Source organism: Bradyrhizobium sp. IC4059 (assembly GCF_020193615.1).
In the GTDB taxonomy this organism is placed as follows: Bacteria; Pseudomonadota; Alphaproteobacteria; order Rhizobiales; family Xanthobacteraceae; genus Bradyrhizobium; species Bradyrhizobium yuanmingense.
Genome location: NZ_JADYVH010000006.1, coordinates 41,125 through 57,734, shown reverse-complemented (window position 1 = coordinate 57,734; position 16,610 = coordinate 41,125). Strand labels below are relative to the sequence as shown.

The window sequence follows — 16,610 nt, the reverse complement described above, 5'->3', positions numbered from 1 at the left end:
TCTGCGGTTATTGTGACCGGTTCTCCCCGCCCCGATACTTACGGCCACGATACTTACGGCCACAATCAAGCCCAAAGAGGAGACCGCGATGAACGCCATTTTCGAGCCGGAAGGCGATCTGTTCCGGGCCACCGAGCATGCCGGCGGGCCGTGGTCGCCGGACATGCTGCAGGGAAGCGCCACCACCGCGCTGATGACCCGCGAGGTCGAGCGCCTCGCCGCCAAATCCGGCTTTGCGGTGCGGCGTCTGACCTTCGATCTGTGGCGGCCGGCGGGCCTGCGCCTGTTCAGGGCGGTCAGCGAGCTGCTGCGCGACGGTCGCAAGGCCAAGACCCTGCAGGTGCGGCTGATGGACGGCGAGACCGAGATCGGCCGCTGCACGGCGCTGCTGACGGCGCCGAGCGGCGAGTCGCCCATCGATCCCTTCGCAAGGCCCTTGGCCCCCGACAGTGGGCCCGAGGCCGGCAGCCCGCCGCCCGCCTTCGCGCAGAAATGGAGCCGTTATTTCCAGAACGTGTCGGTGCGGCTCATCGAGGGCGCGCTGGAGAAGCCGGGCCCGGCCGCGGCCTGGATGCGGCTCGATGCGCCGCTGGTCGAGGGCGAGCCGAACACGCCGCTGCTCCAGGCGGTGCAGGCCGCCGACTTCTCCAGCGGCGTCGCGCAGATCGTCGACATGCGTCAATGGACCTTCATCAACCCGGAAATCAGCCTCTATTTCTTCCGTCCGCCCGAGGGCGAATGGATCCTGATCCGCGCCGCGACGCGCGTCGGCGCCCATGGCGCGGGCCTCACCACGGCGACGCTGAGTGACCGCAACGGGCCGTTCGCGAAGGTGATGCAGGCCATGAGCTTCGAGCGGCGCGAAGCCGTGCAGGCTCAGGCGTCCTGAGCTGCAAGCGCGATCAGAGCGGCCTCGGACGCGGCATCAACAGGCATGAACATCTCGACGCGAAGCTCCTGCAGCGTCACGTCCTGGGGGGTGCCGAGCGTCAGCACCGCACCGATCAAACCAATGCCGATATCACCCTTGCGCAGGCGCACCTCGCACAGCGGCCCCGGGGCGGCGTTGTCCTCGGTCGCCGGCGCAGGCAGCTGCGGCAGCCGCATCAATTCGCGCCAGGTCGATTGCAGGGCCTCATCGAGCGGCGCGGCCATCGCCTCATGCCGCGCCCGCGCCAGCAGCGCGGCTGCGACAATCGACCAGTTCTCGACGAAAGGCTTGAGTCGTCGGCAGCGAGGAACATGCGCATGTGGTTGAGCGGGCGCTGCATGCGGAGAGGGCCAAGCAGCATGGTCATCAGGCGCGCGGCGGCGCGATTGGCCTGCATCACGTTCCAGCGCCGGTCGGTGACGATCGCCGGGAACGGCTCGTGACGGCTGAGCAGCAGGTCGATGGCACGCCGCGCCTCGGCAAGCTCCGGCGCCGACAGATCGCGCTCGCATATTGCCGCGCGAAGCCGCCGGCCTCGAGCAGCGCATTGCGATCACGCAACGACAGATCGAGCGCGGACGCGAGCTGCAGCAGGATGTCGCGGCTGGCCGCCGCCTTTCCGGTCTCGACATAGCTCAGATGCTTGACCGAAATGCCGGCCTCGAACGCCAGCTCCGCCTGGCTCAATGCACGACGGGTGCGCCAGCCGCGCAGGAGATCGCCGATGGGATTGGCCGGCCGCAATCGCCGGAAGGAGCGTGTGTCCATCCGCCGATTATGCGAGCGCCGCTCCGTCGTGTAAACGGCGCTAGCGCAGCCCGGCCGCCATCTGCTTCAGCCGTTCGGCGGTGCGCTCGTCTGCCGGAAAGAACGTCTCCAGCGCCAGCTCCGACAGGGTGATGTCGACCGGCGTGCCGAACACCATGGTGGTGGAGAAGAAGCTGAGGATCTCCCCGCCATGCCTCAGCTTGAAGGGGATCGCGACGTTGTCGGCTGGCAGCGGCGCCGAGCGCGCCGGAATCGGATAGCTCTTCAGATCGTTGTACAGCTTGATCAGCTCCGGATCGGCCGTCGCCTCGCACTGCCGGTGCAGCCGTTCCAGGAGATGCCCGCACCACTCGGCGAGATTGACCGTGCGGGGCGCCAGCGCCTCGGGATGGAAGGCGAGCCTGAGCACGTTGATGGGCTGGCCGAGCAGATGCTGCGGGATGCCCTCGAGCAGCGGCGCCACCATGCGATTGGCGGAGACCAGGTTCCAGTGCCTGTCCACCGCAAGCGCCGGATTGGGTTCATGGGCTTTCAAGACGAGGTCGATCGCCGCACGGGCTGATTTCAAGGCGGGATCCTCCAGCGGGCGCTGCGGAAAGGCCGGTGCGAAACCGGCCGCGACCAGCAGCACGTTGCGTTCGCGCAAGGGTACGTCCAGGCGCTCGGCGAGCCTGAGCACCATGTCGCGCGACGGCGCGGCGCGGCCGGTCTCGACGAAGCTCAAATGCCGCGCCGAGATTTCGGCTTCGCCGGCAAGATCGAGCTGGCTCATGCGGCGGCGCTGCCGCCATTCCCGCAAATGGTCGCCGATATGGACCGGCTGGCTGCGTTCGGTACGTACGGTGGATGCATGTGCGTTCATGATCAAAAACTAGCACGCGAATTTAGGCGCTTCCATTACCACCGAGGTAATCGAAATGGGGGACGAGCACGCGCATCTTTGGTCGCAACAGGAGATGACCATGATCGCATTGCTGCTCTACCGGACCGTCGCAGACCACGTCTTGCCCTGGGCCATGGCGTTCGCAACGCGGATGCTGGCGCGCAGCCTCAACATGCCGGAGCCGCTGCTGCATTCGACCGGCGACTATGTGGTCGCGCAGGTCATCGCCTTCGAGCACGGCGTCGGCAGGAGCCTCTGCCCGTTCCGGCTCGCCCGTCTGCTCCGCGCCTGGTGGCGCGGTCGGCACTAAAGTTCCACCCCAGCCCAACCAAGGAGACCTGAGATGATCGATGCATCCACCTTCCTGCGCCGCGCCCTCTTCGCCGACGCCGTCTTCAGCGGCGTCGCCGCGCTCGGCTTCACCTTCGGCGCGAGCGCTTTCGCTGCGCTGTTCAACCTGCCCGAAGCGCTGCTGCGCGAGAGCGGCCTGTTCCTGATTGCCTACACCGCCCTGGTCGGCTGGCTCGCCTCGCGGGCCACGGTCGCGAAATCGCTGGTGCTACTGGTCGTGATCGGCAATGCCGCCTGGACCGTTGGCAGCATCGCGCTGCTGCTTTCGGGCGCGGTGTCGCCGAACCTCGCCGGCGAGCTCATGGTCGTCGCGCAAGCCATAGCCACCGGCGTGTTCGCCGAGCTGCAATATGTGGGCTTGAAGAAGAGCGGGCGCGCCGTGGCGGCGTGATCCTTGCGTGCCAGCTCCGCGGCGCAAACCGGGGAACGCGAAGGCTTCGTCATATGGGATCGTCCCCGGATGCATGCATGACCTCGCGTTCTCGCGGCGGATTTCGCCCGAGCTTTGCTTCGTTGCTTGCGCCCTTCGGTTGCCGGAGGGCGCAGGGAAGGCCGGGCGCCGGCGGCACCCGAGTCCGTGTACAAGGAAATGCACACGGGGTGGACTACAGGTGATGCCGGTCGCCCGGCCTTCCCTGCGCGGATGGTTTTAACGGTGTCCTTCGTGCTCTCCTCGGGGAGCGTTGCACTATTGCCCCCGTCGCCTTGCGGCTTCTGATGCGCGCACCCAGTCGGGCCGCCGCATCACCGCAAGGCTTGACGCACAGACCCCGGGCGTCAGGACCACACGACTTCTCCGTCCGCGGACGATTTGGCCTCGGCGCCCGGGGCTTAGTGTGCGCATCCCAGACCATCAACCAAGTCGCGTTGACCGCGCCGTGTCGTATGCGCATCGCCTGAGACTCACGGTTGCCCGCCCTGTCCTCACGCAAATCGCGCCGGCGCTACCGCGTCCACCGCACCCCGGCCCGCATCTCGTGACGATCGCGAAGCGCCCCTCTGGCAGGGGCCGGAATAGGCAACACATGCCACAAATCCGAAATTCGGAAAAGCGATATATTTTTGCGCGCCGAGATCGACAGATTTTGGGTGTTTTGCCCGACGCCTCGCCGGTAGGCAGCGAGTACGGCGAGTGGCGCGGAACAGCGATGGGTTTCGCAAGACTCAATTCATCTACGGGGCCTGAGGCGCACGCGCAGCGAGCCTCGAAGGATGAACGATCCCGATGCACGCGGGCCGTCGCCCTTCGAGAACCGTCGAAGAGGCGGCCGCCTCAGGGCGACGGTGCGACATCTGAACGCGCTGTATCAACAGCGTCATTGCGAGCGCAGCGAAGCAATCCAGAGTCTTTCCGCGGTGGGATTCTGGATTGCTTCCGCCTTCGCCAAGCCTTCGGCGGACAAGTCGCTTTCGCTCGCAATGATGGAGTGGTGGAGACTCCGCTGCATTTCAGCCGGCAGCCTGAGGATCAATCAGGGGGACTCGTGAAAGCCGGTGGGTGCTGCGCGAGGCTACGCCTTGGCGCGACCGACCTTGCCGGGGAAGTGCTTGCCGTTCAGCTTCTTCTTTTTCGTAGCCGTGCTTTTCGCGCCCGCCTTCTGCGCCTTGCGCTCGGCCCGCGCCTTCACCTTGGCGGCTTCGGCCCTCGCCTCGGCGCGCAGCTTCTTGCGCTTCTTCTCGCAGGAATCGCACTTGCAGCCGATCGGCTTCAGATAGGCTTTGAAATAGTCGGTGCCGTAATCGTAGTTGATCTCGTCGCCCGGCTCGATGTTCTTGATGGCGCGGATATAGACCTTGCGCTCGCGCGGACGAACGTCCGATTCCGCGTTGGGCCGGCAGGAATGATTGATGTAGCGCGCGAGATTCTTGCGCACGGATCCGTCGATAGTCCAGCGCCCGTTGAGCTCGAACAGATATTTGTTCTCGATCTCGTCCTGCTCGGGAATCCTGGAATCCAGGATCGGTCCGAAATAGCGGATGATCCGGGTACCCTTCTTGATCGGCTTGGTGGCGAAAAGGCCGAGTCCGGTCTTGGAGCGGCCGACGCGATAAGGTTTGTTCGAGATGGCTGGCATGATCGAGAAAATGAGAACGCGAACCAGGCAGGAGGAGCCCAAGCGAAGCCGCTCTTGTAGAACGATTCCGTGCTGCTGTCAGGTATATCCCAACTCTGTTTGAACCTTGCCCACAATCAAGACGTCTGATGGGATGAAGAGTTCCCACTCCACCAAAGCCTCACATGAACCGTATCACTACTATTGGCTTCGCCGTCCTGATGACTTGCATTGGCCTGAGCGGCGCCGAGGCTCAATCCGTGGCCAGCAGCTACACCTCGGCGGCACCAAAAGATTGCCGGCAGATCGGCAAGCCCAGCGCGCTCGACGGCAGCAGCACGCGGGTTTGTCCGGGCAAGGACGGGCTGATCGTGCTGATCGCCGAGGACGATCTTCGCGAGATCGTCTCGGTCGGGCGCAACCGCAAGGCAGCAAGCGAGGAACCCGCGGCCAACCTCTGGTTCGCCCCGTTCAATTCATCCGAGACGACTATCGAATGGCGCGCGGCCGGCGCAAAGCCGTTTGCGATCATCCAGCGCTGGCACATCGCCGACAATTCCGATCCCGACAAGCAGGGGCGGCCGAACACCAAGGCCATGCTGGTGGTGACCCGGCTGCCGCCGGGCCCGGTCTGCCACGTCGCCTATGTCGACGCGATCGCCAACCCGAACGCCAACGAGCTCGCGCGCAAGGCCGCCGACGATCTCGCCCGCGGCTTCGCTTGCGGCAAGGACGAGGTCAAGATCATCGGCACACGCGGCCGCGCCGTCGAGCTCGCGACAATGCGCTAGGCATTGTCCTTGATGCGGCGGTAGCGCGCCAGCAGGCGCTCGCCCTTCGCGGCAATGCGCCTGGCCGCTGCCACCGTCCTCGGAACAGGCTCGCCCCAGGCATGTGCCGACAATGCGTGCCGGGTCGGCTGACCCTTGGCATCGACCAGCGGTGGCACTTTGGCGCGGCCGTAGAAGCGAACCGCCCAGCTTCCCTTCCGGCGCATTTCCTGCGGGGTCATCTCGGATTGTTTCTTGGTGACGCCTGGTCGCAGATGGGAACCCTGCTTGCGGGCGAAAGCCTTTCTGCCAGCTGCTGTCAGCCCGCCCCGCGGATCCTTTTCGCGCGCGGAGGCGACGCGCTTGCGCGAGGACTTTGAGGTCTTCTTTGCGTTACGCTTGCCGGTTTTCCTGACAGATTTCTTCGCAGACTTTGCCTTGGAGGATTTCGACTTGGAAGGCGTCTTCCTCTTGGAGGTCTTCTTCGCTGCCACGCGCATGTTGTCCACGAGGTTGGGATAGCGTCGCCCGGCGCGGCGGGCGCGTGCCTTCGCCGCCGATTTCTGTGCAGGACTGAGATGCTTGGATGCCTTACCCGCGCGCTTACGGGGTTTGGCACGTTTCCAGGGAGAGCGCGATGCCTTTGCCATGGCGCATCAACGCTTGAATAAAGCAAGAGTTGCGTCACACCTGGTGATCAGGAGCCGGGCAGCTTATCGGTCACTGGAGCGGTCAGCATCGTCTCGAGCAGCCGCTCGGCCGTCGTTCCCTCCGGCAGCCGCGCGAGAATGTCCTTCAGCCGTCCGTCGAGCAGCAGCATGGTGAAGCCGTGAACCAGCGACCAGGCTCGCGCGATCGCGGCGCCCTGGTTCAGCGTCAGCGCGTCGCCGCTGATCTGCTCCTGCCGCATCATGCCGATCGCATTGGTAAGGCCCGCGAAGGATGCCTCGGCCGCCTCGTGCAGCGACGGCCTCGAATAATCCAGCCGCTCGGTGCGGAACATGATGCCGTACATGCCAGGATGGGCCTGCGCATAGGCGATGTAGGCTTTCGGCCGCGCCAGCGCGGCTTCGAGCGGCGTGGTGGCGGCATCGCACGAAGCGTTCATGACCGCGTTGAACTGGCGGAAGCCGACGGCCGCGAGCTCGCTGAGCAGGCCCGTCAGGTCGCCGAAATGATGGGTGGGAGCGGCATGCGAGACGCCGGCCTCGCGCGCCACCGCGCGCAACGTCAGGCCAGCGAGCCCGTCGCGCTCCAGCACCCGTTCGGCGGCCTGGAGCAGCGCTTCGCGGAGCGCGCCGTGATGATACGGCGTCTCGGTCTTGGCGCTTCTCGCCCGCCGCGAGGTGCGCGATGCCGCGGTCGAGGTGGTTTTTCTTAAGGCACGCGGGCTGCGCGCCGCGTCGCCCTTGGTGTCTGTCTTGGCCATTTGCAAGCTATATGACGCAATATTGACAGTGTAAAGATTTCGCTTGACGAAAGCTGCGATCGGGTCTATCCAATCTTTACGATGTAAAGATAGGGAGGATTCGCCGTGCAGCACGACGCCATGGCCGAGCGCAGCAACAATATCGCGCCGATCCCGTTCGAGGCCGACGCGCCCTTCCTGAGGATCGTCGGCGAATTGCCGCGCGAGCTGAACGGCACGCTCTATCGCAACGGCCCCAATCCGCAGTTCGACTCGCCCGGCGCGCACTGGTTCGTCGGCGATGGGATGCTGCACGCCTTCCATCTCGAGAACGGGCGCGCCAGCTACCGCAACCGCTGGGTCCGCACGCCGAAATGGCTCGCCGAGCACGACGCCGGCCGCGCGCTGTTCGGCGGCTTCGGCCGCAAGCTGCCGGATGCGCCGGCAAACCTGACCGATGGCGGCGTCGCCAACACCAACATCATCTTCCACGCCGGCAAGCTGCTGGCGCTGGAAGAAGCGCACCTGCCGACGGAGATCGAGCCGGGCACGCTGGCGACGCGCGGCTATCACAACTACCAGGGCCGCGTCGCCGGCAGTTTCACCGCGCATCCCAAGATCGATCCCGTCACCGGCGAGCTGGTGTTCTTCGGCTACAACGCGGCGGGCCCGCTGACGCCTGCCCTCTCCTACGGATCGATCGACGCAACAGGCAAGGCGACGCGCTTCGAGCGGTTTGAGGCGCCCTATGCCAGCATGGTGCACGACTTCATCGTCACCGCGAACCATGTGCTGTTTCCGATCCTGCCGATCACGGGCAGCATGGAGCGCGCGATGAGCGGACGGCCGCCTTATGCCTGGGAGCCGGACAAGGGCGCCTATGTCGGGGTGATGAAGCGCAGCGGCACGGCCAAGGACATTGTCTGGTTTCGTGCCGAAGCCTGCTACGTCTTCCATGTCATGAATGCGTGGGAGGACGAAAACCGCATCGTCGCCGACGTCATGCAGTTCGAGGAAGCGCCGCTGTTTCCGCATCCGGACGGCCGCCCCACCGATCCCGAGAAATCGCGCGCCCGCCAATGCCGCTGGACCTTCGATCTCGCAGGCAATACCGACCGCTTCCAGCAGACGTATCTCGACGATCTCACCGGGGAATTCCCGCGCATCGACGATCGCCGCGCCGGGCTGAAGAGCCGTCACGGCTGGTACGCCTGTGCCAATCCGAAATTGCCGATGTTCGGCGCGCTGTCGGGCATCGTCCATGTCGACGGCAACGGCAGGCGGCTCGGCCAATATCTGCTGCCGGCCGGCGACACCATCTCCGAGCCTGTTTTCGTCGAGCGATCCAGGGATGCCGCCGAAGGCGACGGCTGGCTGCTCGCGGTGGTCTGGCGTGCGCGGGAGAACCGCAGCGATCTCGCCGTGTTCAACGCCACCGATATCGAGGCGGGTCCTGCCGCCCTGGTGCAGCTCGGACATCGCGTCCCCGACGGCTTCCACGGCAATTGGGTCGGCGCGGCGTAGCCCTCGTCAACGGGCGCGAGGAGATCGCGATCCCGGAATCCACGTGGATATTGCGTGGTCAAAGAAGGCCGATGCACATGCTCTCGATCACCGCGGACTCCATCGCTGTCCTCGCCCCGGCCGGCGCCGCACTTGCATTCCTGGCGATGCGATTGCGCCGGCGCAGCCTCACGTTCTTCGAAGGCGGCGCCCTGCTCGCGGCCGGCCTTCTGCTCGCCGCCGCACTCCCCATGGTGTCGCGCCTGCCCTGGACGGGGCTGGTCGACGAGATGACCGGCCAGCTCGTTGCAGCATTTCATTTTCTGGAGGTCGTTTACGTCGTCTTGACGTTGTGATGTGGTTGAGCCGGCGCGGCTCCCTGTCTCGACCATCGCGGTCTGCCTATTGCGGTTCCGAATCCTGCGCTGCTGGTCCTAGCCTGGCATTCTGGTCGGTTTGAGGGGTGCCATGCGCCATGTCGCAGCGGCGCGGTTGTCTTCACAAAGTGATATGCCGGGCATCGCCGGATCAAGTAGGGTGCGGCAGTCTGCGCCCTGCCCACGACCGCTAAACAGGAATGACGATGAAGGACGTATTCGCCCGCCTCGCCTCCGACCTCCTCTCCGTTATCATCTTCCTGGCCGTCTATCTCCTCACCGACAACGTGATCCTCGCAACGGCGGTGGCGATTGCCGGCGCGTTCGCGCAGGTGCTCTATGCGCGCCTCAAGGGACAGCCGCTCCACTACATGACCTATGCGAGCCTCGCTCTGGTCATCGTGCTCGGCGGTATCACGCTGCTGACCAATGATCCGCGCTTCATGCTGGCAAAACCCTCGATCGCACATTTCGCGATCGGCGCGATCATGCTCAAGCGCGGCTGGATGCTGCGCTACATGCCGCCCGTCATCGTCGAGACCGTCCCGGAATATGTCACCATCGCGGGCTATGCCTGGGCGGCGCTGATGTTCGTGATCGGCGCCGGCATGATGGCAGTCGCCGCCACCGGCGATCTGAAGCTCTGGGCTTTCTATCTTATGGTGGTCGCAGGCGGCGCCAAGATCCTGGCTTTTGCCGTGCAGTACTTCGTTCTGCGGCTGATCGTAACCAACCGCCGACGCGCCGCTGCCCGCGCCTAAATGCCCTACCGGAGCGTTAGGCAGGAGTTGCGAGTTGGGCTATAGGCTCGGCCAGGGACGGCCGCGGATCGTCGCGGACCGCCGCAATCTGTTCGGGAGACGGAAATGGCCGTAGACGGCAACTGGAATCTGACCATGACGACGCCGATGGGCGAGCGCCAGGCGACGCTGAGCCTGAAGGCTGCTGGCGGCACGCTCACGGGCACGCAGGGCGCGGAAGGCAATACCACCGAGATCTTCGACGGCACCGTCTCCGGCGACAACGTCTCCTGGAAGGTCTCGATCGACAAGCCGATGCCGCTCACGCTCGAATTCACCGGCACGGTCTCCGGCGACAGCATCAGCGGCGAGATGGGCATCGGCCCGATGGGCAGCTTCCCCTTCACGGGCGCGCGGGCGTAAACCGCGCGCTGCACCGATGCGTGCGCTCCTCCTCATCGCGGCGGCAGTCCTGTCTGCCGTAGCACAGGCCGCGCGCGCAGGTGACAGCGAACCGGCGTGGCGCGCGAGCGCGCTCGCTCTGGTGCCGGCAGGCTATGTTGCCGGCACCGCTTATCGAACCGAGAGGTCGACCGGTTATCTCGCGGTCTATCCCGCGACATCGAACGATCCGAAGACACCGGGGAGCGTCTTTGCGGCGCGCCAGGTTCTGGTCGTCACGCTGACTGCGGACGCGACGCGGGCGATGTCAGCCGAGCTGAAGCCGCGCACCGGGCCGGCCCCTGATAACGACGACAATGATTTCGCCGGGATGCACGCCGAGCTCGCCGCCAAGCGCGCAAAGCTGCCTGCTGGCACCGAGCCCTGCGATCTCGGCGCCTGGTCCATCGACAAGGATTCCAGCGGCCTCAACGTGCGCGCCGAGCCGTCGATCAAGGCGCGCGTGCTTGGCACATTGCCGCCGCCCTACCGGCTGAGGCTCGGCGGCGCCGAGAACACGCCCGAGGGCGGCTGGCTGACCGAATTCGGCATCATCGGCTTCAGGGACGGCTGGTTCCTGATCGAAGACGCGAGGCCGCCGGGCAAGGACTATGAGGACGAGACGCGATATCCGCGCAGCGCGCCGAGGCCCTATGCCGGGCGCGGCTGGGTCGCCTCGAACAAGGTCGGCGCGAACTATGCCAATGGCACCACGCGCATGGGCGGGCTGTTTCAGGCGCCCTTCATCGATGCCAAATGGATGCCGGCCCAGCGCGAGCTCGGCGGGCCGCTCGACACCGACGGCGGCCCGAAGCGCATCTTCGCCTGCAGTGGGCTCTGGGGTCTGGTCGAGAGCCACGACGGCGTCCGCGGCTGGTGGCGCGCGCTGTGCTCCAACCAGGTCACGAATTGCAGTTGAGGCGCTGAAGCATTGGCTTCGTCATGGCCGGGCTTGTTGTTCAGCCATCCACGGCTTCTTTGCGGCACTAAGAACGTGGATGCCCGGGACAAGCCCGGGCATGACGATCATTGTTACGGCACGAGCATCTTCCCCCGCGCGCGTGCGGGTGAAGCAACTAGCCCAAATTCAACTCCTTGAAGAAGTCGTTGCCCTTGTCGTCGATGATGATGAACGCCGGAAAATCGACGACCTCGATGCGCCAGATCGCTTCCATGCCGAGCTCGGGATATTCGAGCACCTCGACCTTCTTGATGCAGTGCTCGGCGAGGTTCGCCGCGGCGCCGCCGATCGAGCCGAGATAGAAGCCGCCGTATTTCTTGCAGGCCTCCCGCACGCTAGGGGCGCGGTTGCCCTTGGCGACCATCACCATCGAGCCGCCGGCAGCCTGGAACTGGTCGACGAAGGAATCCATGCGGCCCGCGGTGGTCGGACCGAACGCGCCGGAGGCGTAGCCCTCGGGCGTCTTGGCGGGACCGGCATAATAGACCGGATGGTTCTTGAAATAGTCCGGCAGCGGCTCGCCCTTCTCCAGCCGTTCGCGCAGCTTGGCGTGGGCGCTATCGCGCGCGACGATCATGGTGCCCGTCATCGAGACCCGCGTCTTGATCGGATATTTCGAGAACGTCGCCAGAATGTCCTTCATCGGCTGGTTGAGGTCGATCTTGACGACCTCGCCGCCGAGCGACTCTTCGACCTGCGGCAGGTATTGCGCGGGATTGTGCTCGAGCTCCTCGAGATAGACGCCGTCCCTGGTGATCTTGCCGAGCACCTGGCGGTCAGCCGAGCAGGACACGCCAAGCCCGATCGGCAGCGATGCGCCGTGGCGCGGCATGCGGATCACGCGCACGTCGTGGCAGAAATACTTGCCGCCGAACTGCGCCCCGACGCCGAGCGACTGCGTCATCTTGTGGATTTCCTTCTCCATCTCGACGTCGCGGAAGGCGTTGCCGTCGGGCGAGCCGTGCGTCGGCAACGCATCGAGATAGCGCGCCGAAGCGAGCTTCACCGTCTTCATGCACAGCTCGGCCGAGGTGCCGCCGATCACGATGGCGAGGTGATAAGGCGGGCACGCGGCGGTGCCGAGGGTGAGGATCTTTTCCTTCAGGAACGCCAGCAGCCGGTCCTTGGTCAGCACCGAGGGCGTGGCCTGGAACAGGAAGCTCTTGTTGGCGGAGCCGCCGCCCTTGGCCATGAACATGAACTTGTAGGCGTCGTCACCCTCGGCGTAGATCTCGCACTGCGCCGGCATGTTGTTGGCGGTGTTCTTCTCCTCGTACATCGAGAGCGGCGCGACCTGCGAGTAGCGCAAATTGCGGCGCAGGTAGGCGTCACGCGCGCCTTCGGACAGCGCCGCCTCGTCGTCACCGTCGGTGATGACGTTGCAGCCCTTCTTGCCCATGATGATGGCGGTGCCGGTGTCCTGGCACATCGGCAGCACGCCGCCGGCCGCGATATTGGCGTTCTTGAGGAAGTCCAGCGCGACGAACTTGTCGTTCGGGCTCGCCTCGCCGTCCTCCAGGATCGCGCGGAGCTGCTTCAGATGGCCGGGGCGCAGATAGTGGTTGATGTCGCCAAAGGCCGCCTCCGACAGCGCCCGCAGCGCCTCGCGCGACACCACCAGCATGTCCTTGCCGAGCACCTTCTCGACCCTGACGCCCTCGGACGAAATCTTCTTGTAGGGCGTCTCGTCCTTGCCCAGCGGGAACAGCGGGGTGTGCTTGTAGGGCGGAACGGGCTTGGACTGGTCGGGGAAGGCGGTGGGAGCGTTCATGGGGCAAATCTCGGGGTTTTGGGGCCGTGGCGGGCCTCTCAGCATAGAAGCGTTCTAAGCGCATTCTAGCCAGAAAAGAAAGGGAGCGGTGCGCATGGGAGGGGTAGGTTCGGCACGGGAAGGCATTGGCACAGCTCGTGGAAATGCCTCTGCCCACCCTTGCGATTCGCGTCCGCCGACGCTTGAATGCGTTCCCTAAGGGGCTTTTCATCATGACATTGAAACTGAACGTCCGCGGCGCGATCCTGGTCGCCGCCGCCTTCACCGGCCTTGTGGCTCTCGCTTCGCCTGCCCGCGCCGATCGCTGCGACGACAGCGCCAAGGAGCTGGCGAGCCAGGTCGATCGCCTCAAGGTGAATTTTCGCGCCGCCAATGTCGTTTACCTGACGCACCCGGCGGCCAAGGAGCTGTCCGTGGGTTGCCGCGGCGACAAATATTCCATCGAGCTCTACGCCAAGGGTGATCGCAAGCCGAAGCCGGAATTCTACGCGCTGGTCGGCTCGATGGCGGCGATCGTCTTCACCGTGACCAAGGACGACACCACGACGGGAGCGACGCGCTGCCTGAAGCGGATGGGTCTATTGCGCGGCGACAAGGTCACCATGCGCTACCGCCGGCTCAACATGGAATGCACCCGCACCAAGACAGAGGCGTCCATCGCCATCACGCGCGGCAAGGACGAATAGGGCACGCGCCAGCTCTTTCCGCACCCTTGCGGGGTGCGTATCGCGCGATGGCGTCCGCCGCATACTCCGTCATTGCGAGCGCAGCGAAGCAATCCAGTCTGTATCCGCGGAAGCAGGTCTGGATTGCTTCGTCGCAAGGGCTCCTCGCAATGACGGGGAGAGGCCTCGTCGTCTCGGTTTGCGGATGCCACGCGTGCACAGCCTTCACCGCGCCAATTCCCTCACATTTTAACGATTGGCTTGAAGGAAATTTCGCTCCTCGCAGGGCAGGCTTGATTGTTTCCATGTGTGAGGATTTGCGGATGAAGGTTTCTACCGTTGCGCCCCCGCCGATCGCGATCGTGGTTCCGAACTACGACACGACCAAGCCGCAGGACGATCAGACAAAGGTCAAGGACGAGAATCCGACCTTCAAGCCGCAGCCGCCGGCGCCGCTGCCGCCGGGTCAGGGCACGCGGATCGATCAGCTCGCCTGATCAGGCGTCCCGAGACCGAAGCGCCCGATCCGGTCGATCGGGCTTTTGGCGTGTCCGGCCGCATCTTTGCCGGATAGCTGCACCAGGATCATGCGCCGTTCACTCGGGACCTGCGCATGTTCGCACGGCTGCTATTGCGGAACACCGTGTTCGTCGTCGGCATGGGCGCGCTGCTGTTCGCGTGCGCGGGGACGCTGCATTGGCCGTCGGCCTGGGCCTTCCTCGCAACCTCCGCCCTGCTCGGCCCACTCTGCGGCTGGTGGCTCTACCGGACCGATCCGGCGCTGCTCGCCGAACGCCTGCGGCCGGTGCTGCAAAAGGATCAGCCCGCCGCCGACAAGATGTTCATGGCGCTGTTCATCGTCGCCATCCTGGCCTGGCTTGTCCTGATGGGGCTCGACCGGCGTGTTCGATCCTCTGACATGTCGACGGCGTTTCAGGTGCTCGGACTCGGGCTGTTCCTGGGCTCGACACTGTTCACCATGTGGGTGTTCCGCGAGAACTCGTTCGCCGCGCCCGTGGTGAAGCTGCAAGCCGAGCGCGCGCAGCACGTGATCTCGACCGGACCCTATGCCTATGTCCGCCATCCCATGTACAGCGGCATGATCCTGTTCTTCACCGGCGTGCCGTTGCTGCTGGGATCGTGGTGGGGACTTGCGATGATGCCGCTCCTCCTCGCCTTGCTCGCGGTCCGCATTCCGATCGAGGAGCGCACGCTGCGCGAGGGTCTGCCCGGCTACACCGATTACACGGCGCGGGTGCGCCATCGCCTCATCCCCGGCGTCTGGTGAACGCGCCAACTGCACGAAGCCGCTATCGGTCCAGCTCGCGATAGCGGCGGAAGATGCCCTGCTCGTTGAAGGGAATGCGGCGCTCGCTTGCGAGATAGGCCTGGATGTTGGGCCGTGCGGCGATGCGGTCGTGCAGGCCGACGAGGCCCGGGACATCCTTCTCGAACGCCTTCATGCGCTTGGGGAAAGCATACCGCAGCCCATCGACGAGCTGGAACAGCGAGAGGTCGACATAGGTCAGGCGCCGGCCCGTCACGTAAATGCCGCCGCTCCCGGCGAGGAGCCGCTCGAAATAGCCGAGATATTTCGGCACGCGCTCGTCCCAGAAGTCGGCCGTGCGCTTCTTCGCCGGCGCCTTCTGATCCTCATAATAGAGCGAGGGCCCGAGCGGATGATGGGTGTCGTGGATCTCGACGACGAAGTCGGTGATCGTGAGCTGAAGCTGGTGCACCCAGAGCCTGCCGGCTTCCGTCTTCGGCGCAAGCCCATGGCGGGAGCCGAGATAGAGCAGGATGTTGGCGGTCTGGCCGATGACGAGCTTGCCCGCTTTCAGGAACGGCGGCGCAAAGGGCGGCGTGCCCTTCTGCGCGTCCATCATCTTCATCATCACAGCCGATCCGCGCGGACCGCGCGCGACATCGACGTAAGCGGCGCCCGCCTCCTCCAGCGCCAGCCGCACATATTCGCCGCGGCCCTGGATCTCGGGCCAGTAGTAGAGCTCGTATTTCATGGGGGAGGTCCGTGAGCGTGGAGGCGATCGGACCAATGTAGCACGTGGCTGAAGGTTCCGTCAGCGTGAGGCGGAACGGCGGTTCAACATACGCCGTCATTGCGAGCGCAAGCGACTTGTCCGCCGAAGGCTTGGCGAAGGCGGAAGCAATCCAGAAATGCCTCCGCGGAGACACTCTGGATTGCTTCGTAGCAAGAGCTCCTCGCGATGACGAATGGAGAGAGCTCCGACGGTGGAGAGAACTCAGCGTCTCAATTCGCCGCGAAGCAGTACAGCAGCCCGTCGCCGCCGGTGGTCTTCAAATCGGCCTGCGAGCAGCCGCCGTCGGGCCCGCGCGAGGGGTGAGAGCTATTCCAGGATTTCGAGGGCTCGTCGTCGCGCAGACCCCGGCGATCGAAATGGCCGACCATCGCAGCGCCTTGCGTGCTCGACGTCCAGTTCTTGCAGGTGCGATCGTCCGGCCCGGCAAACGCGGTGCCGTCCGGTTGCGATCCCGTGAGGATGTCGTGCCGGTTCGGCTGGTCGCCGGCACCATTGATGACCTCACCCTTTTCGCTGAGCGCGGTCTGCTTGGTGAGATTGTTCGTTGCGCCGTGCAGCTCGGCGACGTCCTTGGCGATCACCGTGCCCTTGGCGTTCTGCCACGGCCCCTTGCCGATGCGATCCTTGGCGTTGACGGCCGGCTTGCCGTCGGCGGCCTGCGTCGAGAGATAGGCGCGCCAGGTCTTGGTGCCGGCCCCGGCAGCTTGTGCAAGCTTCTGGCATTGCGCGTCGGCTCCTTCGAGGCCGCCGAGATCGGCGCCCTTGCCGGGGCCGTTGGAGGTCACGAAGAAGGTCATGTCGGCCGACTGCGCTTGCGCCGATGGGGCAGCAAGCAAGACCATGGCCAGCGCAACACCGGAAATCGTCATGGATTTCTCGATACGGATCATCCTGTCCTCCCAACGTTGTTTTTGTTCGCCGCCTGAC

22 protein-coding genes and 1 pseudogene are annotated in these 16,610 nt (G+C 65.1%); 14 read left to right on the top strand and 9 right to left on the bottom strand.

Annotated features, from left to right (window positions below; all coding sequences use genetic code 11):
* Nucleotides 1-88: 88 nt before the first annotated feature.
* Nucleotides 89-889: a thioesterase family protein gene (locus I6F12_RS19455; protein WP_225157036.1), complete on the top strand. Its 801-nt coding sequence runs from the start codon at nt 89-91 to the stop codon at nt 887-889.
* On the opposite strand, the pseudogene I6F12_RS19450 reads toward I6F12_RS19455, so the two are convergent.
* From I6F12_RS19450 to I6F12_RS19440, 3 genes and pseudogenes are all read right to left on the bottom strand, one after another.
* Nucleotides 877-1,355, bottom strand: a pseudogene (locus I6F12_RS19450) (hypothetical protein). The gene I6F12_RS19455 and the pseudogene I6F12_RS19450 overlap by 13 nt on opposite strands.
* Nucleotides 1,328-1,699: a helix-turn-helix transcriptional regulator gene (locus I6F12_RS19445; protein ID WP_225157035.1), complete on the bottom strand. Its 372-nt coding sequence runs from the start codon at nt 1,697-1,699 to the stop codon at nt 1,328-1,330. The pseudogene I6F12_RS19450 and the gene I6F12_RS19445 overlap by 28 nt, the downstream one beginning before the upstream one ends.
* 40 nt (nt 1,700-1,739) lie before the next feature.
* Nucleotides 1,740-2,561, bottom strand: coding sequence for a helix-turn-helix transcriptional regulator (locus I6F12_RS19440; RefSeq protein WP_225151185.1), 822 nt, complete (start codon nt 2,559-2,561; stop codon nt 1,740-1,742).
* A 100-nt stretch (nt 2,562-2,661) separates the two neighbouring features.
* Between I6F12_RS19440 and I6F12_RS19435 the strand changes: the two genes are divergently transcribed.
* From I6F12_RS19435 to I6F12_RS19425, 3 genes are all read left to right on the top strand, one after another.
* Nucleotides 2,662-2,892 carry a hypothetical protein gene (locus I6F12_RS19435; RefSeq protein WP_225157034.1) on the top strand — a complete coding sequence of 77 codons (231 nt, stop codon included), beginning with the start codon at nt 2,662-2,664 and terminating at the stop codon, nt 2,890-2,892.
* Between the two features lie 33 nt (nt 2,893-2,925).
* A complete protein-coding gene (locus I6F12_RS19430; RefSeq protein WP_225157033.1) occupies nt 2,926-3,324 on the top strand; it encodes a hypothetical protein in 399 nt (132 codons plus the stop codon).
* Between the two features lie 821 nt (nt 3,325-4,145).
* Entirely contained in the window at nt 4,146-4,421 is a 276-nt protein-coding gene (locus I6F12_RS19425; protein ID WP_225157032.1) for a hypothetical protein, read from the top strand.
* Between the two features lie 23 nt (nt 4,422-4,444).
* Here the strand turns inward: I6F12_RS19425 and I6F12_RS19420 are convergent, their stop codons facing one another.
* The gene (locus I6F12_RS19420) at nt 4,445-5,008 is read right to left on the bottom strand and encodes an SET domain-containing protein (protein ID WP_036027910.1); all 564 of its coding nucleotides are present in this window, start codon (nt 5,006-5,008) and stop codon (nt 4,445-4,447) included.
* A gap of 164 nt (nt 5,009-5,172) precedes the next feature.
* Between I6F12_RS19420 and I6F12_RS19415 the strand changes: the two genes are divergently transcribed.
* Nucleotides 5,173-5,778 (top strand): hypothetical protein, encoded by a 606-nt coding sequence (locus tag I6F12_RS19415; protein ID WP_036027893.1) that lies wholly within the window; start codon nt 5,173-5,175, stop codon nt 5,776-5,778.
* Here I6F12_RS19415 and I6F12_RS19410 read toward each other — a convergent pair.
* Entirely contained in the window at nt 5,775-6,080 is a 306-nt protein-coding gene (locus tag I6F12_RS19410) for a DUF6321 domain-containing protein (protein WP_225125314.1), read from the bottom strand. The two genes, I6F12_RS19415 and I6F12_RS19410, sit on opposite strands and share 4 nt — an antisense overlap.
* Here I6F12_RS19410 and I6F12_RS19405 point away from each other — a divergent pair.
* Nucleotides 6,046-6,279: a hypothetical protein gene (locus I6F12_RS19405; RefSeq protein ID WP_225114263.1), complete on the top strand. Its 234-nt coding sequence runs from the start codon at nt 6,046-6,048 to the stop codon at nt 6,277-6,279. The genes I6F12_RS19410 and I6F12_RS19405 overlap by 35 nt on opposite strands.
* 175 nt (nt 6,280-6,454) lie before the next feature.
* Here I6F12_RS19405 and I6F12_RS19400 read toward each other — a convergent pair whose 3' ends face one another.
* Nucleotides 6,455-7,186 carry a TetR-like C-terminal domain-containing protein gene (locus I6F12_RS19400; protein ID WP_225157031.1) on the bottom strand — a complete coding sequence of 244 codons (732 nt, stop codon included), beginning with the start codon at nt 7,184-7,186 and terminating at the stop codon, nt 6,455-6,457.
* 105 nt (nt 7,187-7,291) lie between these two features.
* On the opposite strand from I6F12_RS19400, the gene I6F12_RS19395 reads away from it, so the two are divergent.
* From I6F12_RS19395 to I6F12_RS19375, 5 genes are all read left to right on the top strand, one after another.
* Nucleotides 7,292-8,689, top strand: coding sequence for a carotenoid oxygenase family protein (locus I6F12_RS19395; RefSeq protein ID WP_225157030.1), 1,398 nt, complete (start codon nt 7,292-7,294; stop codon nt 8,687-8,689).
* Nucleotides 8,690-8,766: 77 nt separating this feature from the next.
* Nucleotides 8,767-9,024, top strand: coding sequence for a hypothetical protein (locus tag I6F12_RS19390; RefSeq protein ID WP_345944173.1), 258 nt, complete (start codon nt 8,767-8,769; stop codon nt 9,022-9,024).
* 227 nt (nt 9,025-9,251) lie between these two features.
* Nucleotides 9,252-9,806: a septation protein IspZ gene (locus I6F12_RS19385; RefSeq protein WP_036013049.1), complete on the top strand. Its 555-nt coding sequence runs from the start codon at nt 9,252-9,254 to the stop codon at nt 9,804-9,806.
* Between the two features lie 105 nt (nt 9,807-9,911).
* Nucleotides 9,912-10,208 (top strand): hypothetical protein, encoded by a 297-nt coding sequence (locus tag I6F12_RS19380; protein ID WP_036013050.1) that lies wholly within the window; start codon nt 9,912-9,914, stop codon nt 10,206-10,208.
* Nucleotides 10,209-10,224: 16 nt separating this feature from the next.
* The gene (locus I6F12_RS19375) at nt 10,225-11,145 is read left to right on the top strand and encodes an SH3 domain-containing protein (protein WP_225157028.1); all 921 of its coding nucleotides are present in this window, start codon (nt 10,225-10,227) and stop codon (nt 11,143-11,145) included.
* A gap of 157 nt (nt 11,146-11,302) precedes the next feature.
* On the opposite strand, the gene I6F12_RS19370 is transcribed toward I6F12_RS19375, so the two are convergent.
* A complete protein-coding gene (locus tag I6F12_RS19370) occupies nt 11,303-12,958 on the bottom strand; it encodes a fumarate hydratase (RefSeq protein ID WP_036027899.1) in 1,656 nt (551 codons plus the stop codon).
* A gap of 212 nt (nt 12,959-13,170) precedes the next feature.
* Here I6F12_RS19370 and I6F12_RS19365 point away from each other — a divergent pair, with 212 nt between their 5' ends.
* The 3 genes from I6F12_RS19365 (at nt 13,171) to I6F12_RS19355 (ending at nt 14,911) form a co-directional block, all read left to right on the top strand.
* Nucleotides 13,171-13,644, top strand: coding sequence for a hypothetical protein (locus tag I6F12_RS19365; protein WP_036013057.1), 474 nt, complete (start codon nt 13,171-13,173; stop codon nt 13,642-13,644).
* A gap of 302 nt (nt 13,645-13,946) precedes the next feature.
* Nucleotides 13,947-14,120: a hypothetical protein gene (locus tag I6F12_RS19360; protein ID WP_167361693.1), complete on the top strand. Its 174-nt coding sequence runs from the start codon at nt 13,947-13,949 to the stop codon at nt 14,118-14,120.
* Between the two features lie 116 nt (nt 14,121-14,236).
* Entirely contained in the window at nt 14,237-14,911 is a 675-nt protein-coding gene (locus I6F12_RS19355) for an isoprenylcysteine carboxylmethyltransferase family protein (RefSeq protein ID WP_225157027.1), read from the top strand.
* Between the two features lie 22 nt (nt 14,912-14,933).
* Here I6F12_RS19355 and I6F12_RS19350 read toward each other — a convergent pair whose 3' ends face one another.
* Both I6F12_RS19350 and I6F12_RS19345 read right to left on the bottom strand, forming a co-directional pair.
* Nucleotides 14,934-15,641 carry a glutathione S-transferase gene (locus I6F12_RS19350; protein WP_225139740.1) on the bottom strand — a complete coding sequence of 236 codons (708 nt, stop codon included), beginning with the start codon at nt 15,639-15,641 and terminating at the stop codon, nt 14,934-14,936.
* Between the two features lie 251 nt (nt 15,642-15,892).
* Nucleotides 15,893-16,573, bottom strand: coding sequence for a lectin (locus I6F12_RS19345; protein WP_225139739.1), 681 nt, complete (start codon nt 16,571-16,573; stop codon nt 15,893-15,895).
* Between the last annotated feature and the right edge of the window lie 37 nt (nt 16,574-16,610).